23 protein-coding genes and 1 tRNA gene are annotated in these 24,560 nt (G+C 71.6%); 14 read left to right on the top strand and 10 right to left on the bottom strand.

The window, feature by feature from the left end; genetic code table 11:
• Positions 1 to 399: 399 nt before the first annotated feature.
• Entirely contained in the window at positions 400 to 1,809 is a 1,410-nt protein-coding gene (locus tag ABFX46_RS07125) for a glycoside hydrolase family 16 protein (protein ID WP_346040528.1), read from the bottom strand.
• A 289-nt stretch (positions 1,810 to 2,098) separates the two neighbouring features.
• Between ABFX46_RS07125 and ABFX46_RS07120 the strand changes: the two genes are divergently transcribed.
• The 11 genes from ABFX46_RS07120 (at position 2,099) to ABFX46_RS07070 (ending at position 12,664) form a co-directional block, all read left to right on the top strand.
• Positions 2,099 to 3,400 (top strand): ABC transporter substrate-binding protein, encoded by a 1,302-nt coding sequence (locus ABFX46_RS07120; protein WP_346040527.1) that lies wholly within the window; start codon positions 2,099 to 2,101, stop codon positions 3,398 to 3,400.
• Positions 3,397 to 4,371 (top strand): carbohydrate ABC transporter permease, encoded by a 975-nt coding sequence (locus tag ABFX46_RS07115; protein WP_346040526.1) that lies wholly within the window; start codon positions 3,397 to 3,399, stop codon positions 4,369 to 4,371. Before ABFX46_RS07120 ends, ABFX46_RS07115 begins: the two co-directional genes overlap by 4 nt.
• Complete coding sequence (locus ABFX46_RS07110; RefSeq protein WP_428831216.1) at positions 4,368 to 5,252, top strand: carbohydrate ABC transporter permease; 885 nt, start codon at positions 4,368 to 4,370, stop codon at positions 5,250 to 5,252. Before ABFX46_RS07115 ends, ABFX46_RS07110 begins: the two co-directional genes overlap by 4 nt.
• Before the next feature lie 41 nt (positions 5,253 to 5,293).
• On the top strand, positions 5,294 to 6,712 hold the full coding sequence (locus ABFX46_RS07105) for a GH1 family beta-glucosidase (protein ID WP_346040525.1): 1,419 nt from the start codon (positions 5,294 to 5,296) through the stop codon (positions 6,710 to 6,712).
• A complete protein-coding gene (locus ABFX46_RS07100; protein ID WP_346040524.1) occupies positions 6,709 to 7,701 on the top strand; it encodes a LacI family DNA-binding transcriptional regulator in 993 nt (330 codons plus the stop codon). Before ABFX46_RS07105 ends, ABFX46_RS07100 begins: the two co-directional genes overlap by 4 nt.
• A gap of 398 nt (positions 7,702 to 8,099) precedes the next feature.
• Complete coding sequence (locus tag ABFX46_RS07095; protein ID WP_346040523.1) at positions 8,100 to 9,095, top strand: ABC transporter substrate-binding protein; 996 nt, start codon at positions 8,100 to 8,102, stop codon at positions 9,093 to 9,095.
• A complete protein-coding gene (locus ABFX46_RS07090; RefSeq protein ID WP_346040522.1) occupies positions 9,092 to 9,952 on the top strand; it encodes a creatininase family protein in 861 nt (286 codons plus the stop codon). The genes ABFX46_RS07095 and ABFX46_RS07090 overlap by 4 nt, the downstream gene beginning before the upstream one ends.
• Positions 9,945 to 10,793, top strand: a complete 849-nt coding sequence (locus ABFX46_RS07085; protein WP_346040521.1) for a DODA-type extradiol aromatic ring-opening family dioxygenase — start codon at positions 9,945 to 9,947, stop codon at positions 10,791 to 10,793. Before ABFX46_RS07090 ends, ABFX46_RS07085 begins: the two co-directional genes overlap by 8 nt.
• Positions 10,794 to 10,819: 26 nt before the next feature.
• Entirely contained in the window at positions 10,820 to 11,149 is a 330-nt protein-coding gene (locus tag ABFX46_RS07080; RefSeq protein WP_346040520.1) for an extradiol ring-cleavage dioxygenase, read from the top strand.
• Between the two features lie 208 nt (positions 11,150 to 11,357).
• Positions 11,358 to 12,074: a FadR/GntR family transcriptional regulator gene (locus ABFX46_RS07075; RefSeq protein WP_346040519.1), complete on the top strand. Its 717-nt coding sequence runs from the start codon at positions 11,358 to 11,360 to the stop codon at positions 12,072 to 12,074.
• A complete protein-coding gene (locus ABFX46_RS07070) occupies positions 12,071 to 12,664 on the top strand; it encodes a cysteine hydrolase family protein (RefSeq protein ID WP_346040518.1) in 594 nt (197 codons plus the stop codon). Before ABFX46_RS07075 ends, ABFX46_RS07070 begins: the two co-directional genes overlap by 4 nt.
• Positions 12,665 to 13,293: 629 nt before the next feature.
• Here the strand turns inward: ABFX46_RS07070 and ABFX46_RS07065 are convergent.
• Positions 13,294 to 13,369 (bottom strand) — tRNA-Arg (locus ABFX46_RS07065).
• 133 nt (positions 13,370 to 13,502) lie between these two features.
• Between ABFX46_RS07065 and ABFX46_RS07060 the strand changes: the two genes are divergently transcribed.
• Both ABFX46_RS07060 and ABFX46_RS07055 read left to right on the top strand, forming a co-directional pair.
• Positions 13,503 to 13,946, top strand: coding sequence for a hypothetical protein (locus ABFX46_RS07060; protein ID WP_346040517.1), 444 nt, complete (start codon positions 13,503 to 13,505; stop codon positions 13,944 to 13,946).
• Between the two features lie 82 nt (positions 13,947 to 14,028).
• Entirely contained in the window at positions 14,029 to 15,063 is a 1,035-nt protein-coding gene (locus ABFX46_RS07055) for a D-alanyl-D-alanine carboxypeptidase family protein (RefSeq protein WP_346040516.1), read from the top strand.
• A gap of 18 nt (positions 15,064 to 15,081) precedes the next feature.
• Here the strand turns inward: ABFX46_RS07055 and ABFX46_RS07050 are convergent, their stop codons facing one another.
• The 8 genes from ABFX46_RS07050 to ABFX46_RS07015 all read right to left on the bottom strand — a co-directional run bounded on the left by ABFX46_RS07050 (position 15,082) and on the right by ABFX46_RS07015 (position 23,565).
• Positions 15,082 to 15,513: an MscL family protein gene (locus tag ABFX46_RS07050; protein WP_346040515.1), complete on the bottom strand. Its 432-nt coding sequence runs from the start codon at positions 15,511 to 15,513 to the stop codon at positions 15,082 to 15,084.
• 297 nt (positions 15,514 to 15,810) lie between these two features.
• A complete protein-coding gene (locus ABFX46_RS07045; protein ID WP_346040514.1) occupies positions 15,811 to 16,443 on the bottom strand; it encodes an SAF domain-containing protein in 633 nt (210 codons plus the stop codon).
• Positions 16,440 to 17,261 carry an S-methyl-5'-thioadenosine phosphorylase gene (locus ABFX46_RS07040; RefSeq protein WP_346040513.1) on the bottom strand — a complete coding sequence of 274 codons (822 nt, stop codon included), beginning with the start codon at positions 17,259 to 17,261 and terminating at the stop codon, positions 16,440 to 16,442. Before ABFX46_RS07040 ends, ABFX46_RS07045 begins: the two co-directional genes overlap by 4 nt.
• A 131-nt stretch (positions 17,262 to 17,392) precedes the next feature.
• Positions 17,393 to 19,519 (bottom strand): MMPL family transporter, encoded by a 2,127-nt coding sequence (locus ABFX46_RS07035; RefSeq protein WP_346040512.1) that lies wholly within the window; start codon positions 19,517 to 19,519, stop codon positions 17,393 to 17,395.
• Positions 19,520 to 19,869: 350 nt separating this feature from the next.
• Positions 19,870 to 20,238 carry an FmdB family zinc ribbon protein gene (locus ABFX46_RS07030; protein ID WP_346040511.1) on the bottom strand — a complete coding sequence of 123 codons (369 nt, stop codon included), beginning with the start codon at positions 20,236 to 20,238 and terminating at the stop codon, positions 19,870 to 19,872.
• A 135-nt stretch (positions 20,239 to 20,373) separates the two neighbouring features.
• Positions 20,374 to 21,858: a potassium/proton antiporter gene (locus tag ABFX46_RS07025; protein ID WP_346040510.1), complete on the bottom strand. Its 1,485-nt coding sequence runs from the start codon at positions 21,856 to 21,858 to the stop codon at positions 20,374 to 20,376.
• A 103-nt stretch (positions 21,859 to 21,961) separates the two neighbouring features.
• Positions 21,962 to 22,975, bottom strand: a complete 1,014-nt coding sequence (locus tag ABFX46_RS07020) for an NAD(P)-dependent oxidoreductase (RefSeq protein WP_346040509.1) — start codon at positions 22,973 to 22,975, stop codon at positions 21,962 to 21,964.
• A gap of 8 nt (positions 22,976 to 22,983) precedes the next feature.
• Complete coding sequence (locus tag ABFX46_RS07015; RefSeq protein WP_346040508.1) at positions 22,984 to 23,565, bottom strand: 5-formyltetrahydrofolate cyclo-ligase; 582 nt, start codon at positions 23,563 to 23,565, stop codon at positions 22,984 to 22,986.
• A gap of 33 nt (positions 23,566 to 23,598) precedes the next feature.
• Between ABFX46_RS07015 and galU the strand changes: the two genes are divergently transcribed.
• Positions 23,599 to 24,540 carry a UTP--glucose-1-phosphate uridylyltransferase GalU gene (gene galU / locus ABFX46_RS07010; protein WP_346040507.1) on the top strand — a complete coding sequence of 314 codons (942 nt, stop codon included), beginning with the start codon at positions 23,599 to 23,601 and terminating at the stop codon, positions 24,538 to 24,540.
• Positions 24,541 to 24,560: the final 20 nt, after the last annotated feature.

The following is a 24,560-nucleotide window of genomic DNA, read 5'->3' as shown; positions in this document are numbered from 1 at the left end:
TGGTGCCGATCGGGCAATGATCCGACACCGGACCGCCCTTGCGCGACCCGGGGGCCGTATCCGGTGGCGCCTCGGTCGCCGGACGGGGCCGACCAGTGAGGGGACCGGCGCCCTCCCTCTTCTGCCGCCGCCGTCCCCTGGTGTACGGGCCCACCCGCGACCCGGGCGCCGCCGTGCTCCTGATCTGCCCGGCCCTCCGCGATCCGCTCGCCGCCGCGGAGATCTGGGCGCCGCGCCGGGCTCCTCACCTCGCGCCGGGACGCCAACCGCGTCCCGCATCACCTCTCCGTCCTCGGCGCCGCCCTCCTCGACGGCCGGAGCCCGGCCGTTGAGGAGGGCGTGATCGCGATGGGCCCGCCGCCGGCCCGCAGGGAGGGCGGCGGCGGGCGCTGGTGTCCGTCAGCTGGCGAAGGTGAACCAGTTGAGGTTGACGAAGTCGGCCGGCTGGCCGCTGCTGAAGGTGATGTAGACGGTGTGCTTACCGGTCACCGCGGACATGTTGGCGGGCACCGTCCGCCAGCTCTGCCAGCCGCCGGTGTTCGCGACGGCGAACTCGCCGAGCACCTGCCCGGTCGGGCTGTCCAGCCGCGCCTGCACCAGGCCGCTGACCCCCGCCGGCGCGCCGGAGGCGACCCGGGCCTTGAACTGCGTGGCCGGGGTGCCGCCGAAGTCGACGTTGTCGTAGCGCAGCCAGTTGCCGTTGTTGATGTAGCCGACGTCCTGGCCGCCTCCGCTGTCGGTCGTGCTCTCCAGCTGGGTGCCCGACTGCGCCTGGTAGCTCTCCGCCTGGATGGTCGAGCGGGCGTCGACCCCGCCGCCCGTCGGGGGCGGGGTGGTGGTGCCGCCTCCGCTCTGCCAGACCGCGACGTAGTCGACGACCATCGGACGTCCCGAGACGGTGTCGGCGGTCGGCGTGCCGAACCCGGCGACGCCGTTGGGGAAGCCGCCGCCCATGGCCACGTTGAGCAGCAGGAAGTAGCCGGCGTGGCTCGTCATGTTCGACCACGTCGTGGCGTCGAGCTGGTTCTGGCCGATGCTGTGGAACTGCTGGCCGTCCACGTACCAGCGCAGCTGGTTCGGGCTGACGCTGCGGTCCCACTCGAAGCGGTAGGTGTGCATCGCCGACTGGCAGGACGAGCCGGGGCAGGCGCGGTTGGCGCCGATCCCGTTGGTCTCGTTGCAGGCCCCGCCGGGGTTGACGCCGCAGTGCAGGACGCCCCAGACGGAGTTGATCCCGTTGACGTTCTCCATGATGTCGAACTCGCCGATCGCCGGCCAGTTCTGGTAGTTGCCCCGGTACGGGGAGCCGAGGGCCCAGAACGCCGGCCAGTAGCCGAGGGCCTGGTTCCCGGTGACGTTCGGCATCTGGATGCGCCCCTCGATGCGCAGGACGCGGCCGTCGGCGGGCTTGAAGTTCGTGCGCTGGGTCTCGATGCGGGCCGACGTCCACTCGCCCGAGGAGCTCTTGATCGGGGTGATCCGCAGGTTGCCGCCGCCGTCCAGGCTGACGTTGGCGGGGTCGGCGGTGTAGCGCTGGATCTCGCCGGTGCCCCAGTTGCCGGGGCCGCCCGGGTAGCCGTGGCCGGTGTCGATGATCCAGTTCGCCGACGAGGGGAGCTGCCCGGCGGAGCCGTTGAAGTCGTCGCTCCAGACCAGGCTCCAGCCGTCCGGGGGCGGCGGGACGGACGCGCCGGCCGTCGGCGCGGCCACGGTGGTGGCGATCACGGTGGCGGTCATGGCCGGGAGCGCGGCGGCGAGCACGGCGAGGGCCGACCGTCGCCAGAGGCGGGGACGTCTCGGTGGGGTCATGGCGGGGACCTCCAGAGCGGGGGTGGGAGCAGGCGCGGGGCGCCTGCCTCTGGTGGGGTCAATGTCGCCCGCCGGGACCCGTCCGTCAAGAGATCAGAGAGCGCTCTCTTTCGCCAGCCGGAGGGCAATGACGGCCGTCATCTGCGCATATGCCTGCTTCGCAGCAGATCAGATTCCTTAGGGAAATCGCTCTCTTGACAGCCATGGCTGCTGACGCCATCCTCTGCGAGAGCGCTCTCTCAGCCGGATCCCGGGCCGGTTCCGACCTCCACCCCCACCGAGGACAGCCATGCGCAGAGCCCACCGCCGCCTCCTGCCCAGCCTCGTCTCCGCCGCCGTCCTGGCGCTCGGCCTCTCCGCCTGCGGGAGCGGAGACGGCGGCTCCGGCGCGGACGGGACGGTCACGCTGACCGTCGACACCTTCAGCACCTTCGGGTACGAGGACCTGTTCAAGCAGTACGAGGCCGCCCACCCCGGCATCACGATCAAGCACCGGAACGTGGTGCAGCTCGACGAGTACCTGCCCCGCCTGGAGCAGTGGATCGCCGCGGGCAGCGGCGCCGGCGACGTCGTCGCCATCGAGGAGGGCATCCTCACCAAGTTCATGGCCCACCCGGACAAGTTCGTGAACCTGCTCGACCACGGCGCGGGCTCGCTCCAGGGCAACTTCCTCGACTGGAAGTGGAAGCAGGCGCTCAGCCCCGACGGGAAGTACCTCGTCGGCCTCGGCACCGACATCGGCGGCCTGGCGATGTGCTACCGCACCGACCTGTTCGAGAAGGCGGGCCTGCCGACCGACCGGGAGAAGGTCGGCGCGCTGTGGCCGACCTGGGACGACTACATCGCCACCGGCGAGAAGTACTCCGCGAAGGTGAAGGACTCCAAGTTCGTCGACGGCTCGGTGAACCTCTACAACACGATCCTCGCGCAGAGCGCGAGCCAGAGCGCCGGCTACACGTTCTTCGACCGCTCCGGCAAGCTCGTCGCGGGCAGCAACCCCGCGGTCAAGAACGCCTGGGACACCACCGTGAAGATCCAGGAGGCCGGGCTGTCGGCCGGGCTGAAGTCGTTCGAGCCGAGCTGGGGCTCCGGGTTCAAGCAGGCCAAGTTCGCGACGATCGCGTGCCCGTCCTGGATGCTCGGCGTCATCAAGGAGAACGCCGGTGCGGCCGCAGCCGGCAAGTGGGACGTCGCGGCGATCCCGGGCGGCGCGGGCAGCCGCGGCGGCTCGTTCCTCGCGGTGCCGAAGCAGAGCAAGCACGCCAAGGAGGCCGCTGAACTGGCCACGTACCTGACCAGCGTGAACAGCCAGATCGCCGCGTTCAAGGCGCGCAACAACCTGCCGTCGTCCCCGCAGGCGCTGGACGACCCGGCGGTGAAGTCGTTCAAGAACGAGTACTTCAGCGACGCCCCCGTCGGGGAGATCTACGCCGCCGGCGCGAAGGCGGTCAAGCCGCTCTACCTCGGTGCCGACAACAACCCGGTCGGGCAGCGCTTCGAGGACGCGCTCCTCGCGCTGGAGCAGGGCAGGCTCGCGCCCGACGCGGCGTGGAAGAAGGCCCTCGACGACGCCGAGCGCGAAGCTCGATGACGCTCTCCATCGGCTCCCGCACGGGGCCCCGGGCGGCCGGTCCGCCCGGGTCCCCGGTGCCGCGCCGCCGGTCGCGGACCGCGCTCACCCGGTGGGACATCAAGTTCTCGCCCTACCTGTTCATCTCCCCGTACTTCCTGCTGTTCTTCCTGTTCGGGCTGTTCCCGATGGGCTACACGGTCTGGGTCGCCCTGCACGACTGGGAGTTGCTCGGCGCCCATGAGTTCATCGGCCTGGAGAACTTCCGGCTCGTCCTGACCGACCCGCAGTTCTGGAACTCCGTCCGCAACACGCTCGGCATGTTCGTCATCGCCACCGTCCCGCAGCTGCTGGCCGCGCTGGTGCTGGCGAGCGCGCTGAACCAGCGGATGCGCGGGCGGACGCTCGTCCGGATGGGCGTGCTCGTCCCGATGATCACCTCGATCGCCGCGGTGGCGATCGTGTTCGGGCAGCTGTTCAGCCGGGACTTCGGCCTCGTCAACTGGGTGCTCGGCTGGTTCGGGGCCGACCACCTCGACTGGACGGCGCGGCGCTGGACGTCCTGGCTGGCGATCTCGGTCATGGTCGACTGGCGGTGGACGGGCTACAACGCGCTGATCTACCTGGCCGCGATGCAGTCGATCCCGCGCGACCTGTACGAGGCGGCGGCGATCGACGGGGCGTCCCGCGCCCGCCAGTTCTGGACGATCACGCTGCCGCTGCTGCGGCCCACCATCATCTTCACCGCGATCGTCTCCACGATCGGCGGGTTCCAGCTGTTCACCGAGCCGCTGCTGTTCGGCAACGGCGACATGGCCGGCGGATCGCTGCGGCAGTTCCAGACGGTCACCATGTACATGTTCGAGAACGCGTTCCGGCGGTTCGACTACGGCTACGCGTCCGCCGTCTCCTGGATGCTCTTCATGCTCATCCTCCTCGGATCCCTCCTCAACTTCCTGTGGCTGCGGCGGATGGGAGGGGGCACGAAATGATGATCCTGAAGACGCCGGGCAAGCCGCGGCGCAGGCGCGGCGGCGGCGCCGTCGCCGCGCTGTGGGACGCCGGCCCGCTCACCCGCGTCACGCTGCTCGCGACGATCGTGCTGTCGCTGTTCCCCATCTACTGGATGTTCGTCGTCGCGACCCGCACGAACGACGTCGTCGGCTCGACGCCGCCGCCGCTCACGCCCGGCGGCGAACTGGGCCGCAACCTGTCCCGGCTGTTCGGCAACGAGCAGGCGCACTTCACGCTCGGGCTGGTCAACTCGGCGATCGCCGCGACGACGGTCACCGTGTCCACGCTGCTGTTCGCCTCGCTCGCCGGGTTCGCGTTCGCCAAGCTGCGCTTCCGCGGGCGCGGGGCCCTGCTGCTGGTCATGCTGGCGACGATGATGGTGCCGGTCCAGATGGGCATCATCCCGCTCTACATGCTGATGGCCGAGATCGGCTGGACGGGGAGGCTCCAGGCCGTCATCGTGCCGTTCCTCGTCACCGGCTTCGGCGTGTTCATGATGCGGCAGTACACGATGCAGGCCGTCCCGGACGAGCTCATCGAGAGCGCCCGCATCGACGGGTGCTCGACGTTCCGCATCTACTGGAGCGTCGTCCTGCCGGTGCTGCGGCCCGCCATGGCCGTCCTCGGGCTGTTCACGTTCATGCAGACCTGGAACGAGTTCATCTGGCCCCTGGCCGTGCTCAACCCCGACAACCCCACCGTCCAGTACTCGCTGAACCTGCTCAACGGCGCCTACTACACCGACTACTCGCTGATGTTCACCGGCACCGCCGTGGCGACGCTCCCGCTGCTGGCCGTCTTCGTCCTGTTCGGCCGCCAGATCATCAGCGGAATCATGGACGGCGCTCTCAAGGCATGACCAGTCGTTCACCGATCTCACCAGAGGGACCAGCCAGAACGATGACGGCCACGACGCTCCAGACCGACGACCGGCCCCTCACCTTCCCGCCAGGCTTCGTCTGGGGCGCCGCCACCGCCGCGTACCAGATCGAGGGCGCGGCGCGGGACGACGGACGCGGGCCCTCGATCTGGGACACCTTCAGCCGCGTCCCGGGCAAGGTCGCCGGCGGGCACACCGGCGATGTCGCCTGCGACCACTACCACCGCTTCCGCGACGACGTCCGGCTCATGGCCGGCCTGGGCCTGGACGCCTACCGCTTCTCGGTCGCCTGGCCGCGCGTCCAGCCGGACGGCTCCGGCCCGGCCGACCCGCGCGGCCTCGGCTTCTACGACCGCCTGGTCGACGCGCTGCTCGACGCGGGCATCACCCCGTACGCGACCCTCTACCACTGGGACCTGCCGCAGACCCTGGAGGACCGCGGCGGCTGGACGTCCCGCGACACCGCGCTGCGCTTCGCCGACTACGCGAGCCTCGTCCACGACCGCCTCGCCGACCGCGTCGACACCTGGACGACGATCAACGAGCCGTGGGTGGCCGCCTACCTCGGCTACGGGTCGGGCGTGCACGCGCCCGGCCGGACCAGCGCCGCCGACGCGTTCCGCGCCGCGCACCACCTGCTCCTCGCGCACGGCCTCGCCGCCCGGCGGCTGCGCGCCGGCGGCGCCGAGCGGATCTCGCTGACCCTCAACCTCGCACCGATCGTCGCCACCGCTGTTTCCGGGGCCGGCGGCACTCCGGAGCAGGACGCCGCCGCGGCCGGCCTCATCGACGCGATGCTCAACCGGCAGTTCCTCGACCCGGTGCTGCGCGGCGAGTACGCCGAGCCGGTGCTGGACGTCGCGTCCCGCCACGGGGGCCTCGGCCACGTCCGCGGCGACGACCTGGCGGTGATCGCCGAACCGATCGACTCACTCGGCATCAACTACTACAACCCCACCTATGTCGCCGCCGCACCCGGCACCCCGCCGAACCCGGTCTACCCAGGCTCGGAGGGCATCGCGTTCCCGCAGGCCGCGCCGCCGCACACCGCGATGGGCTGGCCCATCGTCCCCGAGGGGCTCGGCGACCTGCTGATCCGGCTCAGCCGCGACTACCCGGGGGTGCCGCTCGTCGTCACCGAGAACGGCGCCGCGTTCGACGACGTCCCCGACCCGGACGGGAGGGTGCGCGACGACGCCCGCATCCGCTACCTGGACGCGCACCTGCGGGCCGCGCACGCCGCGCTCACGGCCGGTGCGGACCTGCGGGGGTATCTCGTATGGTCGTTCCTGGACAATTTCGAGTGGGCGGAGGGCTACGGCAAGAGGTTCGGCATCGTCTACGTCGACTACGCCGACCAGCGCCGCCTGCCCAAGGACAGCGCGCAGTGGTTCCGTGACGTCATCGCCCGCAACGGGCTCGGGGGAGAGGTGGCGTGAAACGTCCCACGCTGGAGGCCGTCGCGGCCAGGGCCGGGGTCTCCCGGGCCACGGTGTCGCGCGTGGTCAACGGATCGGCCACCGTGAACCCGGAGATCCGCGCGGCCGTCCAGCGCGCCGTCGAGGAACTCGGCTACGTCCCGAACTCGGCGGCCCGGAGCCTGGTCACCCAGCGCACCGGCTCGATCGGGCTGGTGGTGTCCGAGCCGCCCGCCCGCGTCTTCTCCGACGACCCCTTCTTCTCCCAGGTCATCCGCACGGTGAGCCATGAGCTGGAGGCCGCCGACCGGCAGGCCGTGCTGATGATGCCGTCCTCGCCGGCCGGGCAGACCCGCGTCGAGCGGTACGTGGCGGGCGGCCACGTGGACGGCGTCATCCTCCTGTCGCTGCACGGCTCCGACCCCCTGCCCGCCGCCCTCATGCGGACGGGCGTGCCCGTGGTGTCGCACGGCCGCCCGGTCTCCACGGCCCGGCCGCCGTACTGTGACGCCGACAACGTCGGCGGCGCGCGGGCCGCCGTCGAGCACCTCCTGGACCGGGGCCGGCGGCGGATCGCCACCATCAGCGGCCCGCTCGACATGTCCGCGAGCCTGGACCGCCTCGCCGGCTACCGCGACACCCTCTCCGGCACCGGCCGGCGCTCGCTGGCCGCGATGGGCGACTTCACCCGCGAGTCGGGCGCGGCGGCGATGCGGCAGCTCCTGGAGGACGACCCGGGCCTCGACGCCGTGTTCGCCGCGAGCGACCTGATGGCGATCGGCGCCGTCTACGCCCTGCGGAAGGCGGGCCGCCGCGTCCCCGACGACGTCGCCGTCGTCGGCTTCGACGACATCGACGCGGCCCGCTTCACCGATCCGCCGCTGACGACCGTCCGGCAGCCCATCGACGACGTCGCCAGGACCATCGTCCAGATGCTCCTCACCGGCTTCGACGGCCACCCCGCCCCGGTGATCTTCCCGACCGAACTGGTCGTCCGCGACTCGACCTGAGCCGAGGGGCCGGGGCGCCGTTCCGCGATCGGGGCACCGGCCCGATCCGCGCCGAGGGACCTCATGCCGCGCCGCGTCCCGGGAGGCGGGCGGCCGAACCCGGATCACGGGACGGCGCCGTCATGCCCGGAAAAAGCTCGTATCGATCTATTGAACATATTGAATGTGCCCCTTAGGTTGGGATGCCATGAGGACGCGTCGCCGGAAGGGGCGCGGCCGTGCCGCAGTTGCCGACCGAGACCGGCGGTGAGCCGCTGACCAGCGGACTTGCCGGTGTCGGTCCACTGTGCCACGGCCGCGCCGCATCCGGCGAACGCACCTCGCTCGGGGCCCCGTCCCGCACCGGAACCACTGACGACCATTCCGCGCCTGGCGCGCCCGTTCCCGGGAGTACCGACATGTCCCTTCTCCAGCGCGCCGGCCGCGGGCGCCGTCCCGCACCGCTCGCCGCCTGCGCGGCATCCGCGACCCTGGCCCTGGCGGCCCTCACCGGCTGCGGCTCCGGCGCCGCGAAGGTCTCCGCCGACGGGACGGCCGAGGTGAAGCTCGGCGTCATCCCGATCATCGACATCGCGCCGGTGAAGCTCGGCATCGCCAACGGCGTGTTCGCCCGCCACAAGCTGAAGGTCACCACGCAGGACTCGCAGGGCGGCGCCGCCATCGTGCCCGCCGTGGTCAGCGGCGACTTCCAGTTCGGGTACTCCAACATCGTCAGCCTGCTCGTGGCCCGGGAGAAGGGCGTCCCGGTGACGATGGTGTCGGTCGGCGCCCGCGCGTCCGGCGACGTGCTGGACGACGGGTCCGGCCAGCTGATGACCCGCGACCCGAAGATCACGAAGGTGGCCGACCTGAAGGGCCGGAAGGTCGCAGTCAACACGCTGAAGGGCATCAACGAGGTCGCGGTCGCGTCCGTCCTGGAGAAGAACGGGCTGCGGCGCGCCGACGTCGAGCTGGTGGAGGTGCCGATCCCCACGATGCCCGACACGCTGGAGAGCGGCCGGGTCGACGCCGCGATGATGAGCGAGCCGTTCATCACGATCGCCGAAGGGCAGGGCGCGAAGCGGCTGCCGGTCAGCTACGCGGGCATGGGGACGCACCTGCCGTTCGCCGGCTGGTTCACCTCCAAGCAGTACGCGTCGCAGAACCCCGACGTCGTGAAGAGGTTCACCGCGGCGCTGAAGGAGTCGATGGCCTACGCCGAGGGCCACCCGGACGAGGCCCGGAAGGCGCTGAACGGCTACCTGAAGCTGCAGCCGGGCCTCAGCGACAAGGTCACCCTGCCGGGCTGGAACCCGGAGGCGGGGAAGGCGGAGGTCGCCCCGCTGGCGCAGCTGTCCGTCGAGACCGGCCTCCTCGGCAGCACCCGCCCGCTCGACGAGCTGTTCGACCAGTGACGCCCCCCGATGACGTGTTCGCCGGCACGCTGGCGGAGCTGACCTGGTACGAGGTCGACCGGGCCGCCCGGTCGGGAGCGGTGCTGCTCTGGGCGTTCGGCGTGATCGAGCAGCACGGCCCGCACCTGCCCACCGGGACGGACGTCTACGTCCCCGGCGCCCGCCTGCGCGGCGTCCAGGCCCGGCTGGCCGAGCGCGGCGTGCAGGCGCTGATCATGCCGCCGTACTACTGGGGCGTCAACGTCGTCTCGGGCGCCTTCCCCGCGTCCTACGGCGTGCGTCCCGAACTGATGCGCGAGGTCATGGCGGACCTGCTCACCGGCATGGCCCGCGACGGGTTCCGGCACGTGTTCTGCTTCTCCGGCCACGGCGACGCACTGCACAACCGCACCGTCCACGACGGGATACGGACCGCGTCGGAGCGCGCCGGCGTGGACGCGAGCTTCGTGACCGAGCCCGCCCTGGCCCGCCGCATCGGCCTCGCCCTGGACGACCCGCACCTCACGCTCTACGGGCCGGACGAGCCTCCGCCCGCGGGGCCGCCCGACGTCCACGCCGGGCAGTGGGAGACGTCCCTGATGATGCACATCCAGCCGAAGCTCGTGCGCGAGGACGTCCGCGTCCGGCTCGAACCGAGCGGGCTCGGACCGGCCGACCTGGCGACCTGGCGGCAGGGGTTCGAGCACGCCCGCCGCGTCACGCCCGACGGCTACTTCGGCGACCCGGCCGCGGCCGGCGCCGAGGAAGGGCACCGGATCCAGACGACCGCCTCCGAGCAGGCCGCCGACGCCATCGTGCTCCGCCTGCGGCGCACGGCGCCGTCCCATCCCCATGAAGAACGGAGGAACCATGGCTGAGATCAGCGTCGCCATAGCCGCGAGCCACGCTCCCGGCCTCACCGGCTGGTTCGACAAGGCGCCCGAGGCCGACCGGAAGACGGTCCTCGCCGCCTACGCCGAGATCCACGAGGCCATCGTCGAATCCCGCACCGACGTGCTCCTGGTCATCGCCAACGACCACATCGCGAACGGGTTCGTCAGCGACTACAACGACTTCACCTTCGGGCTCGCCGAACGCCACACCGGCCCCGACGAGTGGTTCAAGCCCTGGCTGCGCGTCCCCGACTACGAGCTTCCCGGACGTCCCGACGTGGGCGAGGTCCTGTACGAGAGCGTCAAGGACTGCGCCCCGCGCGTGCGCGCCGTCCGCGAGAACCTGCGCTACGACGACAACCTCTCCGTCCCGACGACCATGGCCGACCTCGTCTCGACGGGGGTGGCGGTCGTTCCCGTCCTGCAGAACTGCACCGTCCCGCCCGTCCCGGACGAGAAGGTCTGCTACGCGCTCGGCGAGACGCTCGGCGAGGCCATCCGCACCCGCCTGCCCGACGGGCTGCGCGTCGGCCTGTTCGGCTCCGGCGGCCTGTCCCACGAGCCGGGCGGACCCCGCTACCTGGAGATCGACGAGAAGTTCGACCGCTGGTGGATGGACCTGCTGGTCGAGGGCGACCACGAGCGGGTCCTCACCGACGTCACGTTCGAGCGCATGGAGGAGGCCGGCTCGGGCGGCACCTCCGAACTGCTGTCCTGGATGGTCGTCATGGGGGCGATCGGGCCCCGCCCGTGCAAGGCGCTCGGCTACGCCGCCGTCGACCAGTGGCGCTGCGGCTTCGGCGCCGTCCGCTGGGACCTGTCATGACCGCGCCGACCGGAGGCACGCCCGAAATGGCACTCGAGCACTTCGACCCGCAGCTGCGGACCAACGACCTCGTCCAGGAACTGAAATGGGACCGCGAACTGCGGACCCGGTTCGAGACGTCCGAGAAGGAGGTGCTGGACGCCTACCCGCTCACCCCCGAGGAGCGCACGGCGATCCTGGACCGCGACTTCCGGACGCTGTTCGAACTCGGCCTGCACCCCTACCTCCTCGGCCAGCTCGCCCGGCTGATCTACGGCACCGGCGAGAAGGCCGGCACCTCCGGCGCCGCGACCGCCCTGATCAAGTCGCTCCTGGGCGACCGCTACGAGGCCTACATGGCAGAACGCGGTGAGTAGCGCGCCGCGCCGGGCCGGACCGGCGCGCATCCGCGGACGCAGGTGATCGGATGCGGCGACCCGCCCACGCGGTCGCCGCTGCCTGCGTGCGCCGCCCCGGCCTCGGGGCGGCGCCCGGCCGCTCCCCGAACCCCCCGCCCGTACGGCCCCTCCTCCGCGAGGCGGATCCGCCCCCGCCCCTCCACGCCACACCCGAAGGACGAACCCGATGAGCACCGACAGTCCGGTGAGAGACCTGCCCCGCCCGTCCCGCGCCGAGACCGTCGCCGAGCGGATCGAGGCGCGCATCGCCGAGGACGCCCTCCCGAACGGCCACCGCCTCGGCACCAGGGACAGCCTGCGCCGCGAGTTCGACGTGGCCGCCGCGACGTTCAACGAGGCGGTCCGGCTGCTGACCGCGCGCGGTACGGTCTCCGTCCGTCCGGGCGTGAAGGGCGGGATCTTCGTCGCGACCCCGCCGCCGCTGGTCCGGCTCGGCCGCAAGATGCTCGAACTCAGCGGAGACTCCGTACCCGTCTCGGACTGCCTGGTGATGCGGGACGCGCTGGAGCCGCTGCTGGCCCGCGAGGCCATGCGGCACCGCACCGAGGCCGACATCACCGACCTGCGCCGCCTCGCCGCCGAGATGGCCGCCGCGGAGGCGGAGAGCGGCGTCGGCTACCTCGCCGCGAACTGGGCGCTGCACCGCCGCATCGCGGAGATAACGCCGAACAAGATCCTCCAGCACACCTACGTCTCGCTGCTGGAGTTCGTGGAGACCCGGCTGCGCGGCGTCACGTCCGACGAGGCGACCACCCGCCATGTGGACGGCCCGGCCGTCCACCGGGAACTGGTGGAGGCGATCGCGGCCGGCGACCCGGAACGCCTGGACGCGGCCACCGCGGCGCACAGCCGCCTGACCGCCGCGCGTGGAGGTGAGGCATGACCGCGCTCCTGGTCATCGACATGCAGAACGACTACTGCCATCCGGACGGCGTGTTCGCGCAAGCAGGGCTTCGCGTCACCGGGCTGGACGACCTAGTGCAGAACGTCAACACCCTCACCGCCGCGGCCCGCTCCACAGGCCGACCCGTCATCTGGGTGCGGATGGAATGGGCGGACGACGCCGACGTCGGACTCCTCGCCCAACGAAGCCCGTTCCTGCGCAAGCAGGGCCTGCGACGCGGAACGTGGGGCTGCGAACTGGTAGCCGGCCTCGACCGCGCGCCCGGCGACCACGAGATCGTCAAACCGCGCTTCGACGCCTTCCACCGCACCGGCCTGGACGACCTGCTCCGCGACCTCGGCGTGGAGACACTCGTGATGGCCGGCGTCCGCACCGACTTCTGCGTCGAGTCGACCGTCCGCGCGGCCTTCTTCCGCGACCTGAAGGCAGTCGTAGCCCGAGAGGCCGTCGCGGGCTACTTCGAGGACCTCCACCTGAACAGCCTGCGCCTAATGGCCACAGTCTTCGCGAACGTAGTCTCCGTGAACGACGCAGCCGCCCTCCTCACCACACCGCAATCCCGCCCCTGACCAAGCACCCGCCACCACCCAACAAACCGCGAACCCACCCCGCACGCCCCACCGACGTACGACTGCCCGACCAGACGCACCACCGAGACCATCCAAGGCAACGCAACACAAACAGCAGCCCGAACACCCCGTACGGAGCAGCGAAGCACGAACACACCGAGCACAGCGACCCGGGCGGACGGGGGGCGGCGGATTAGCGTGGTCGGCGGACGGCCGTGGGTGTTCGCCCGCCCACTGGTAGGGCTTGATCCGTCGGCCTCAGCGGATTGGTGGATGGACGAGCAGGGCGTCAAGGCGGACGGGAATCACGCTGCATGAGGTGGTTATGGCGCTCGCTGGGCGCTGGTCTTGCTCGTCCGGCCACATGCTGTGCGGCACGGCTTGGCGGCGCTGCTGGTCGGGCCTCAAGGACATGTCGGACCTTCTGGCCGCGCTCGTCTGCCGCGCAGATCTACGCGGTGGTGGCCGGAAGATTCTCCGAGGACGTCGGGTACTGGGGTGCGTTGTTTGTGACGTACCGGGGCCGCGCGGGGGCGGGGTGGTGCCGGGTGCGGGGCCGTGGTGGGCTGCCGGAACGACGAACGCGCCGTCCGGCCGTTGTGTTGTGGCTGGTCGGCGCGCTTTGGCGGTGGCGCCCCCGGCAGGATTCGAACCTGCGACACCCGCTTTAGGAGAGCGGTGCTCTATCCCCTGAGCTACGGAGGCGTGTCGTCGCTCGCGCTAGAGCGTAGCGGACGGCAGGTACAGGGTAGGGGAAGGGGAGCGGTGTGCGCTTCCCCTTATGGGGTGGCCGGGGGCTCTAGGCCGGGTGGGGCCGGTGTGGGTACGCTTCGGTGCCGTGACGGGACGGCATCGCGGGCAGCCGAAGGCGGCCGAGGACGAGGTGGACGAGCGCGCGTCCCGGGGTAGACGGATCGCGGTGATCGCCGGTGCATTCCTGGTTCCCGTCGTGGTGGCGTCCGTGATCGCGGTCGGGCTGCGGGAGGAGTCCGCCCCGCAGCGGCCGGAGACGGCGAGCACGCCGGTGCAGAACGTGGCGCCGGTCCCGCCGGAGACCGAGCCGACGTACGGGAAGTACGTGCCGCCCGAGTCCGAGCAGCAGGCGGCGACGAAGGCGGTGCCGAGGCGGGCGCCCGCGCCGGTGACGAAGCCGCGGAAGGCCGCGACTCCGGCGCCGACGCCGTCACCGACGAGGTGGGTGCGCCGGCCGTGCCCGTCCGGGTGGGACGATGTCTGGTGGATGCGCCGGTGGTGCGAGCGGAACGGTTACCGTGACCGGTGAACCGGTTACGCACAGGTCATCGTAGAACCTGTAGTAGCGTTCTGCCGCTGTTCCGCATTTGGGCATCTGGAGGAAAACCACCGTGCCGTACCCTCGGTCGGCGGCGCTGACCGCGGTCTTCCTGGTGATGGCGGTGCTCTCGCCGCACGGCGCCGCGGCCGCGACGCGGGCCGACACGCTGGAGTCGCTGCGGCGTGAGGCGGCGAAGGCCCGCGACCAGCTGGAGAAGGCCACCGATCAGATGAAGGGCCGGCAGAAGGAGCTCGCCGCCTCGCAGGTGAAGCTGCGCGCCACCTTGAAGGACCTCGCCGTGGCCGAGGCCGAGCTGAACACCATCCGGGAGCCGCTCGCCAGGCTGGCGAACTCGTCCTACCAGCAGAGCGGCGCGGCCGGCTCGATGGCGATCTTCGGGGGCGGCGACCCGAGCGAGGCGCTGCGGTCGACGGCGGACGTGACGCTGCTCGCGCGGTCGCAGCAGGCGCTCGTGGACCGTGCCGACGAGCTGCAGAACCGGCGGCAGCGGCTCGCGTCCACGGCGCAGGAGCTGCAGTCGCGCAACGCGGTGGAGCAGACCCGCCTCCAGCAGGAGGTGGACGGGCTGAAGAACAAGTCGGCGCAGCTGACCAAGCAGCTCAACGCGATGCTCGACAAGCTCGCGGTGTCCAGGCAGAAGCGGCTGGAGCTCGGCTGCGACAAGACCCTCGCCGCGGACGCGAAGAAGTTCCCCAACGGGCTGATCCCGTCGAAGTACCTGTGCCCGTTGCCGCAGAAGGGCGGGCACAGGCTGCGGGCGGACGCGGCGCTGGCCTTCTACAAGCTGAACGCCGCGTACAAGCGCCGGTTCGGTCGCGACATGTGCGTGACGGACGCCTACCGGAGCCTGTCCGAACAGCACGCGGTCTACGCGCGGCGCCCCGGTTTCGCGGCCGTCCCCGGGACGAGCAACCACGGCAAGGGGCAGGCCCTGGACCTGTGCGGCGGCGTCCAGAACTCGGGGTCGGTCCAGTTCAACTGGATGGAGGCCCACGCCGGCAAGTACGGCTGGATTCATCCGGCGTGGGCCTACAGCAACCCGTTCGAGCCTTGGCACTGGGAGTTCGGGACCGAGGACGAGTGACCCCGGCACCCGGCGTGCCTACTGCCGGTGCGGTTGGTAGGACGGAACCTCGTTGGCGGGGACGACCTCCGCGGTGCAGTAGCGGCAGCGGCGGGCCTTCACGGGGATCTCGCTGAGGCACTGCGGGCACTCGCGCTCGGTGGCCTCCTTGCCGCGGTCCAGCCGCTCGATCAGCTTCGCCGTCGGCAGGACGACCAGGAAGTACACGATCGCCGCCGTGATGACGAACGCGATCGCGGACGTGAGGAAGATCCCGTACGGGAACGTCGTGCCGTTGATGGAGACGGCCAGCCGGGTGTAGTCCGGCTTGCCGCCGATGAGCGCGATCAGCGGGGTGATGAACGAACTCGCGAAGTCCTTCACCAGGCCCGCGAAGGCGGCGCCGACGACGAACGCGACCGCGAGGTCGACCAGGTTCCCGCGGAGGAGGAACTTCTTGAATCCGCTCATGTATGGACTCCAGGGGTAATCAGGGGAGCGCCCTCCTGGCTGACGAGGGCACCGGAACGGCTACGGATCGTAGAGAACCCTCCCGCGTTCGCCAAGTCGCTCCCATGATTCGCCCGTCTGCCCGTCTGCCCGTCTGCCCGTCTGCTCGTCTCGCGCGTCTGCTCGTCTCGCGCGTCTGCTCGTCTCGCGCGTCTGCTCGTCTCGCGCGTCTGCTCGTCTCGCGCGTCTGCTCGTCTCGCGCGTCTGCTCGTCTCGCGCGTCGACTGCGCTGTGGTGGGCGGTGGGGGAGTGGGGCGGTCAGTTCTCGGTGATCGTCAGGGAGAGGGGTTCGGGGGCGGCTGCGAGGGCCAGGGCTTGGGCTCTGTCGGTCGCTAGGACGATCAAGGCGCCTTCCCGCCCGCCGTCCTCGGTCGGCGGTGGGATCGCGACGACCGGTACTCCCGACACCACGACTCGGGCGCCGCGCCATTTGGTTCGGAGCGGGGTGGTTGCTGATTCGGTCCCGGCGAGGGTGTCGGGGGGTGGGGTTGAGAGGACGTCTATGTGGTCGCCCGGGTGGAGCAGGTGGACGGCCGCTCGGTCGGCTATGCGGATCGGGGTGGCCACCGTGCCCGGGGCGTAGCCCTTGAGGAGGGCTTCGCCCAGGACGCGGACGTCGGTCAGCGGTTCGCCCTCGCGCATCGGGCCTGCCAGGACGCGGCCCACGGCGGATGACCGGAGCGCGCCGGACGGGACGGCGGGAGGCGGAAGGTCGACGTGGCCGAGGTCGGCGGCGGTGAGGGTCGTGCCCGCCGGGAGGTCGCGGGCGGCGGACAGGACGCGGACGGACGGGGGCGGGCCGGGCCGCAGGGCCAGCAGGGCGAGCCCGGCGGCGGCCGCGGCGAACAGGGCCGCCAGGGGCCGCCGCAGGCGGGCTAACCGGGGGCTCACGGCAGTTCCAACGGGAGATCCATGCCGTCCAGGACGTGGGGGCAGGGGCAGGTGCGTTCGGTCGGCAGCGCTTTGACCACGTCGGCGACGAGGGTGCGGAGGCGGCCGATGTTCTCGCCGAAGACGCGCAGCACCTCCTGCATGGTGACGCCCTCCCCCTCCTCGATGCCCGCGTCGAGGTCGGTGACGAGGCAGAGGGAGGTGTAGCAGAGCGCGAGTTCGCGGGCGAGGACGGCCTCCGGGTGCCCGGTCATGCCGATCAGCGTCCAGCCCTGGGAGGCGAACCACTGGGACTCGGCGCGGGTGGAGAAGCGCGGGCCCTCGATGACGACGAGGGTGCCGCGGTCGACCGGGTCCCACCCGGCGGTGCGGGCGGAGTCGGTGGCGGCCCGGCGGCCGGAGGGGCAGTACGGGTCGGAGAACGACACGTGGATCGCGGCGCCCTCGTCGTAGTAGGTCTGGCCGCGTCCGGACGTGCGGTCGACGATCTGGTCGGGGACGGCGAGCGTGCCGGGCCCGTAGGCGGGGGTCAGCGAGCCGACGGCGGAGGGCGCGAGGACCTGCCGGACGCCGAGGGAGCGCAGCGCCCACAGGTTGGCCCGGTAGGGGATCCGGTGCGGCGGGAACCGGTGGTCGCGGCCGTGCCGGGGGACGAACGCGACCCGGCGGCCGGCGAGGTCGCCCACGGCGATGGGGTCGCTCGGCGGGCCGTACGGGGTGTCGACCCGCACTTCCTCGATGTCGTCGAGGAACGAGTAGAACCCCGAGCCGCCGATGACCCCGATCTCGGCGGCGGGCTGGGAAGCGGAAGTTGGCATGCCGCCGACACTAGCCACCCGCCCCCGGCCGGCGGCAGGGCGTTCGCCGATTGTGGATAACTCGGCGGAGGGGGCCCGGCCGCCCGGCCGGACCCCCTCGCTTCCCCGTCCCGGCCGGAGCCGGGAGTCGGTCAGCCGACCGGGTCCAGGACCCGCGGCTCGGCGGCCGGCCTCGGCGCGGCGAGGCGTCCCGGCGCCCAGATCCGCCGTCCGATGTCGTGCGCCAGCGCGGGGAGCAGCAGGGACCGCACGATGAGGGTGTCCAGCAGGACGCCGAACGCGACCACGAAGCCCATCTCCACCATGCTCACGAGCGGCAGCGTGACCATGGACGCGAACGTGGCCGCCAGCACCAGCCCGGCCGAGGTGATCACGCCGCCGGTCACGGTGAGGCCGCGCTGGATGCCGCGGCGGGTGCCGAGCGTCTGCGACTCCTCCCGGACGCGGTGCATGAGGAAGATGTTGTAGTCGACCCCGAGCGCGACCAGGAAGATGAAGGCCAGCAGCGGGAAGCCGGCGTCGGTGCCCTCGAACCCGAAGCCCTCCTGGAAGATCACCGCGCAGGCGCCGAGCGAGGCCAGGAACGACAGCACGACGGTGCCGATCATCAGCAGCGGCGCGACGACGGCGCGCAGCAGCGCGACGAGGATCAGGAACACCACGGCCAGCACGATCGGGATGATCACCTTGTTGTCGCGGGCGGAGGCGCGCTTGATGTCCAGCGCCGTCGCGGTCGTGCCGCCCACCTTCGCGTCCGCGGACGGGACGTCGTGCACGGCGGTGCGCAGCCGGTCGATGGTCGTGCGGGCGGCCTCGCTGTCGGCCGGGTCCTTCAGCACCGCCTCGTACTTGACCAGGCCGTTCACGGTCATGGGCGATCCGAGCTCGGCGACGCCGGACGTCCCGCGCACGGTCTGGGCGATCTGCTCGGACGCCGAGGCGCGCCCGATGATGACGGCGGGGGAGCCCGATCCGGCGGGGAAGTGCCGGGCGACGGACGCGGAGCCCTTCACCGAGTCGGGCGTGCCGGTGAACTGTCCCGCGTCCGACAGGCCGTCCGTCTTGAGCGTTCCCAGGCCGAGTGTCAGCACGACCAGGCCGAGCATGGTGACGGCCCAGAGCGCGCGCGGGCGCCTGCCCACGAGACCGGCCACGCGGCTCCATACGCTGTGCTCGGCCTCGTACGCCTCGGGCTTGAGGTATTTCTCGTCGTACCGGGGGACGAGCGGCCAGAACAGCCAGCGGCCGAAGATGACCAGGAGGGCCGGCAGCAGCGTCGTCATGGCGGCGAGCGCGGTGAGGACACCGGCGGCGGCGACCGGACCCATACCGGCGGTCGAGTTCATGTCGGCGAGCATCAGGCACAGCAGCCCGACCGCGACGGTGGCGGCGGACGCGATGATGGCGGGCGCAGCGCGACGCAGCGCGAAGGCCATGGCCTCATGCCGGTCCTCGTGGCGGTGGAGCTCCTCCCGGTAGCGGGCGACGAGCAGCAGGGCGTAGTCGGTCGCCACACCGAAGACGAGGACGGTCAGGATCCCGGCGCTCTGCCCGTTGACCGTGAGGTCGCCGTACTTGGCGAGCAGATACACCGTCGACTGGGCCAGCCCCAAGGCGAACACGGCGCTGAGCACCGGGACGAACCACAGGATGGGGCTGCGGTAGATGAAGAGCAGCAGGACGATGACGACGAGGCCCGCGGCCATGAGCAGGAAGCCGTCGAGGCTCTGGAAGACCTCGAACATGTCGGCGCCGCTGCCGGCGGGACCGGTGACGTGCGCGGTCAGCCCGGGAGGCCCGCGCTTGGCGATGTCGCGCGCGCCGTCGACGGCTCCGGTGAGGTCCTCGTCCGTGAGCGGCACGAGCGTCTGCAGGGCCTTGCCGTCTTTGGACGCGAAGGGCCCCTGCACCTGCTGCGCCCCGGGGAGCTTCTGCAGGGCGGTCACGTCCGCGGCGGCTTTGGCGCGGTCCGCCGCGGTGAGCCCGCCGGAGCGCTCGTAGACGATGACGGCGGGCATCGTCTCGTCCTTGCGGAACCGCTCCTCCAGCTGGACGATCTGCGTGGACTCGGCTCCGGCGGGCAGCCATGCCGCCGCGTTGTTCTCCTCCACGTCGCCGAGCTTGCCGGCGAGCGGGCCGAGGGCCACCAGCAGGGCGATCCAGACGGCGAGGACGGCCCACTTGCTGCGCCGTCCGGCGATGAGTCCGGCGATCCGATGGGCGGGTGGTCTCGGCGGAGCCGGTCTTGGTGCGTTCATGTTCCTCTCCCGAAGGCGCTGGCAAATCAAGATATGTCGCGTTGCCTCAGGGTCTCTCGCTTGTCGAGAATAAGTCAAGTACTATCGCGAGATTTCCCGGCGAGGCCGGCGATGCGGTGGGCGGTGGGCGATGGGCGCGGGAACCGCGGGGGCCGCCGAGCTCCATCCCCTCAATCGTTCGCCAGGGGAGGCGTCCGCGCGTCCGGCGTGAGAAGTGAACGCGGCTACTTCGCTCGGGGCATGAGAAAGCCGCCGACTACCTCTAGAGATGTAGTCGGCGGCTGATACGCCGAAAGCCGGGGGACCCGCGGATGGGATCCCCCGGTGGGCGTGGAGAACGTCCTAGAAGGTCAGGCGACCTTTTCGGACGAAGACTTGCCGGCCGACGTGCCGGACGACGAGGAGCCGCCGGACGACGACGAGGACGACGAGTCAGCGGACGACGAGGACGACGCCCCGGAGTCACCGCCCGAGGAGCCGTTGGACGACCCGTTGGACGACCCGTTGGACGAGGAGCCCGCGGTCGAGGACGACTTGCCGGAGCCGCGGCTGTCGGTGCGGTAGAAGCCCGACCCCTTGAAGATGATCCCCGCCGCGGAGAAGACCTTGCGGAGCCTGCCGCTGCATGCCGGGCATTCGGTCAGCGCGTCGTCGCTGAACTTCTGCACGACCTCCAGCGGCTCGCCGCACTCGGTGCAAACGTACTGATACGTCGGCACGGTTCCTCCTAGCTGACTCAGCCCGGCGGAGTCCGGACTGGCACTCACTCTGAACGACTGCTAATGGTACTCGCGTGTGGAACACGATTTCCCCCCGGCCTGTTCCCTGACCGGTCAGGGAACGTCCACCGCAGGTCAGGCGCCGGTCTCGCCGAACCAGCCGGCCAGCCTGCCCTTGCGGCTCACGGCGCGCAGCCGGCGTTCGGCGGCCTCGCGCACGGAGTCGGTGGTCACGACCAGCAGGGTGTCGCCCGACTGCAGCGGCGTCGTGGGCTCGGGGACGAAGCTCGACCCGTCCCGCACGACGAGGGTGACGGACGCGCCGGACGGCAGCCTCAGCTCGAAGATCTCCACGCCGCTCAGCATCGAGTCGGCCGGGATCCGCACCTCCAGCAGGTCGGCGTGCAGCTCCTCCAGCGGCGCCGCCTCCACGTCCAGCTCGCGGGCCTGCTCGTCGCCCTTCAGCCGGCACCAGCGCGCCACGAGCGGCAGCGTCGGGCCCTGGAGCAGCGTGAACAGGACGACGATGTTGAACACGATCGCGAACAGCCGGTCGGCGCTCGCGACCTCCGCGACCATCGGGATGGTGGCGAGGACGATCGGCACGGCGCCGCGGAGCCCGGCCCAGGACGTGAAGACCTTCTCGCCCCAGGTCAGCTTGAACCCGATCGTGGACAGCGCGACCGATACCGGACGGGCGACGAGCAGCAGCACGAACCCGATGATGAGCGCGGGCACGATCTGGCCGGGCAGGTCGCCGGGGTCGGCGAGCAGCCCGAGCATCACGAACAGCCCGATCTGCGCGAGCCAGCCGACGCCTTCGGCGAAGCCGCGCGTCGCGGGGCGGTGCGGGAGCCGCGCGTTCCCGAGGACGACGGCGCTGACGTAGACGGCGAGGAACCCGCTGGCGTGCAGCAGCGACGCCGCGCCGTAGGAGCCGACGGACAGCGACAGCACCGCGATGGGGTAGAGGCCGGAGGCGGGCAGCGCGACGCGCCGGAGGCCCTGCGCGCCCAGCCATCCGACGGCGATGCCGATGACGGCGCCGGCGGCGAGCTCGTACACCATGACGCCGAGGAGTTCGGCCAGGTTGGGGGCGGCGCTGTGGGCGCTGAGCGTGACCACGATGATGACGACGGGGGCGTCGTTGAAGCCGGACTCGCCCTCCAGCAGCCCCATCAGCCGCGAGGGCAGGGGCAGCCGCCGCAGCACCGAGAACACGGCCGCCGCGTCGGTCGGGGCGAGCACCGCGCCGAGCAGGAACGCCGGGCGCCAGTCCATCCCGATCAGCCACATGGCGGCGAGCGCGACGACGCCGATGCTGATCAGGGTGCCGATGGTGGAGACGCTGATCGCGACGGGCACCGACGGCCGCATCCGCCGCCAGTCGGTGGTGATGCCGCCCTCGTAGAGGATCAGGACGAGGGCGGCGAGGCCGAGGGTCTCGGCCAGTTCCGCGTTGTCGAACTGGATGTGGAGGGGGCCGGACTCGCCGATGAACAGGCCGAGGCCCATGTACGCCAGCAGGGTCGGCAGTCCCGCTTTGTGGGACAGCCGGACGGCGATGATGGCGCAGAGTACGAGCGTGGCCCCGAGGAGTAGCCAGATGTCGAGATGCACATCCCACCCTTCGGGGTCGTCAAAGTTGAACGTTTAGCAATCCTACAGATTCAACGGTCGATCGCGCATTTCCAGTTGAGGGACGGCATGTCGCGAACCGGCATTATCGTCGTATGACCTGCGGTTTTACCCCGTTCACGATGTTCCGCACGTCCCGTCCCTGAACGGCCGCGGTGACGTTCTCGCGCACCGCCGCGAGCAGGTTCCGCTGCGACTGGACCGACGATCCGGCCGCGTGCGGCGACAGCAGGACGTCCTCGCGGGAGCGCAGCGGATGCTCCGGCGGCAGCGGCTCGTGCTCGAACACGTCGAGCGCCGCGCCCGCCAGCCGTCCGGACTCCAGCGCCGCGAGGACGGCGCCGTCGGGCGCGATGCCGCCCCGCGCCACGTTGATCAGCAGCGCGTCCGCGGGCAGGAGCGCGAGCCGCTCCGGGCCGATCAGGCCCCTGGTCTCGTCCGTCAGCGGCAGGGCGAGGACGAGGATGTCGGACGTCGCGACCAGGTCGTCCAGCTCCCGGTACGTCGCCGCCGCCTCGGGGCGCCTGCGCCTCGTCCAGTAGGAGACCGCGCAGCCCAGCGCCGCGAACAGCCGCGCCGCCTCCGCGCCGATCGCGCCGAACCCCGCGATACCGACCCGCTGGGCGTGGACCTCCCGCGGGTTGCGCTCCGCCATCTCCGCCTGCGGCCACCCGCCCGCGCGGACCGCCCGGTCGCCCCAGGCCAGGTTCCGGCACAGCGCGAACGCGGCCCCGACCGCCCACTCGGCGACCCCGCGCGCGTTGAAGCCCGCCGCGTTCGCCACCGGGACGTCCGCCGCGGTCAGCGCGGCGAGGTCGAGCCTGTCGACGCCGACCGCGGGCATCTGCACGAACGCCAGCCGCCGCGCGGCGGCCACGGCCTCGGCGTCCAGCACGAACCCGCGCGAGAAGTCGGCGATCACGATGTCGGCGGACGGCAGCGCGGCGAGCAGCCCGGCGCGGTCCCTGGTCGCCGGGAACACCACCTCGGCGGCGTCTCCGAGCGGCGCGAACAGGCCGCGGACGACCTCCTTGCCGACCGGTGGCAGCGACAGGATCCGCCACGGCGCCGCCGTCCCGGCCGTCGACCCGTTCGCCATGTCGCCCGTCATCCCAGCCGGACCAGGCCGCTGGACGGGGTGACGGCCGCGCGGACGCGCTGGTCGTGGGGCTCGGACGGCAGCGACTCCACCAGTTCGCCGTCGTACAGCAGCGCGACCGTCAGGATCGCCGGGCCGACTCTGGCCAGCGCCCGGTCGTAGGAGCCGCCGCCGCGCCCGAGCCGCACACCCGTCCGGTCGACGGCGACCGCCGGGGTCAGGACGACGTCCGCGCCGGCGATGGCGCCGGGCCCGCGCGGCGGCTCGGACGGCTCCGGGCACCCGCGCGCCCCCGGGACGAGCGAATCGGGCCCCTCGTAGGACGCCCAGTCGAGGTCGCCGTCCGGGAGCAGGCGGGGGAGCAGCACGTACGTCCCGCGCTTCCAGAGCGCGAACAGCAGGCTGCGCGTGTCCGGCTCGTCGCCGATCGACACGTACGCCGCGATCGTCCCCGCCATCTCCACCTCCGGCAGGGACAGCAGCGCGTCCCGGATCGGCCGCGCCGCCGCGGCGCGGGTCTCCGATGGCATCGCCGCACGTCGGCCGAGCATTTCGGCCCGGAGATCGGTCTTCGAAACGATGTCCTGCACGTCGTCGTCCTCACGGATGGTTATGGTCGGTACATGGCCGACAGTGCACCTGTGCTCAAGGCGGTCGTCCCCGCGGCCGGCCTCGGTACCCGATTCTTGCCCGCGACGAAGGCGACGCCCAAGGAAATGCTGCCCATCGTCGACAAACCGGCGATCCAGTACGTCGTCGAGGAGGCGGTCGACGCCGGACTCTGCGACGTCCTGATGATCACCGGCCGCAGCAAGCGGTCCATCGAGGACCACTTCGACCGAGCCTACGAGCTCGAGGAGGCGCTGAGCGCGAAGGGCGACGAGGACCGGCTCGACGCCGTGCGCGAGTCCAGCGACCTCGCGATCATGCACTACGTCCGGCAGGGCGAGCCGAAGGGGCTCGGGCACGCCGTGCACTGCGCCCGCCAGCACGTCGGGAACGAGCCGTTCGCGGTGCTGCTCGGCGACGACATGATCGACGACCGCGACAAGCTGCTGCGCCGCATGATCGAGGTGCGGAACCAGTACGGCGGCAGCGTCATCGCGCTGATGGAGGTCGCGCCCGACCAGGTCTCCGCCTACGGCTGCGCGGCCATCGAGGCGACGGACGAGGAGGACGTCGTCCGCATCTCCGACCTCGTCGAGAAGCCCGCCGCCGAGGAGGCGCCGAGCAACTGGATCATCATCGGCCGGTACGTCTGCGACCCCGCCGTGTTCGACGTCCTGGAGAAGACCCCGCCCGGGCGCGGCGGCGAGATCCAGCTGACCGACGCGCTGCGCACCCTCGCCGACACGCCCGCCGAGCAGGGCGGGACCGTCTACGGCGTGAAGTTCCGCGGCCGCCGCTACGACACCGGCAACAAGCTGGAGTACCTGCGGACGGTCGTCCAGTTCGCGGCGGAACGCCCCGACCTGGCGCCGGAGTTCATCCCGTGGCTGCGCGAGTTCGTCGAGCGCCAGGACGGTGCGGCGAACGGCGCGGGGGACGGCGCGGGCGGCGCGTGACGGCCCGTCGCACGGAAAGC

This window comes from Actinomadura chokoriensis (genome assembly GCF_039529475.1).
Lineage (GTDB): Bacteria > Actinomycetota > Actinomycetes > Streptosporangiales > Streptosporangiaceae > Spirillospora > Spirillospora bangladeshensis.
Note: the sequence above shows the minus strand (reverse complement) of the source record. Positions and strands in the feature narration are given on the sequence as shown.

Bases quoted from the DNA above. Each gene is read 5' to 3' on its own strand.
- ABFX46_RS07125 (WP_346040528.1), bottom strand. From the start codon at position 1,809: ATGACCCCACCGAGACGTCCCCGCCTCTGGCGACGGTCGGCCCTCGCC.
- ABFX46_RS07120 (WP_346040527.1), top strand. From the start codon at position 2,099: ATGCGCAGAGCCCACCGCCGCCTCCTGCCCAGCCTCGTCTCCGCCGCC.
- ABFX46_RS07115 (WP_346040526.1), top strand. From the start codon at position 3,397: ATGACGCTCTCCATCGGCTCCCGCACGGGGCCCCGGGCGGCCGGTCCG.
- ABFX46_RS07110 (WP_428831216.1), top strand. From the start codon at position 4,368: ATGATGATCCTGAAGACGCCGGGCAAGCCGCGGCGCAGGCGCGGCGGC.
- ABFX46_RS07105 (WP_346040525.1), top strand. From the start codon at position 5,294: ATGACGGCCACGACGCTCCAGACCGACGACCGGCCCCTCACCTTCCCG.
- ABFX46_RS07095 (WP_346040523.1), top strand. From the start codon at position 8,100: ATGTCCCTTCTCCAGCGCGCCGGCCGCGGGCGCCGTCCCGCACCGCTC.
- ABFX46_RS07085 (WP_346040521.1), top strand. From the start codon at position 9,945: ATGGCTGAGATCAGCGTCGCCATAGCCGCGAGCCACGCTCCCGGCCTC.
- ABFX46_RS07080 (WP_346040520.1), top strand. From the start codon at position 10,820: ATGGCACTCGAGCACTTCGACCCGCAGCTGCGGACCAACGACCTCGTC.
- ABFX46_RS07075 (WP_346040519.1), top strand. From the start codon at position 11,358: ATGAGCACCGACAGTCCGGTGAGAGACCTGCCCCGCCCGTCCCGCGCC.
- ABFX46_RS07070 (WP_346040518.1), top strand. From the start codon at position 12,071: ATGACCGCGCTCCTGGTCATCGACATGCAGAACGACTACTGCCATCCG.
- ABFX46_RS07050 (WP_346040515.1), bottom strand. From the start codon at position 15,513: ATGAGCGGATTCAAGAAGTTCCTCCTCCGCGGGAACCTGGTCGACCTC.
- ABFX46_RS07040 (WP_346040513.1), bottom strand. From the start codon at position 17,261: ATGCCAACTTCCGCTTCCCAGCCCGCCGCCGAGATCGGGGTCATCGGC.
- ABFX46_RS07035 (WP_346040512.1), bottom strand. From the start codon at position 19,519: ATGAACGCACCAAGACCGGCTCCGCCGAGACCACCCGCCCATCGGATC.
- ABFX46_RS07020 (WP_346040509.1), bottom strand. From the start codon at position 22,975: ATGGCGAACGGGTCGACGGCCGGGACGGCGGCGCCGTGGCGGATCCTG.
- galU (WP_346040507.1), top strand. From the start codon at position 23,599: ATGGCCGACAGTGCACCTGTGCTCAAGGCGGTCGTCCCCGCGGCCGGC.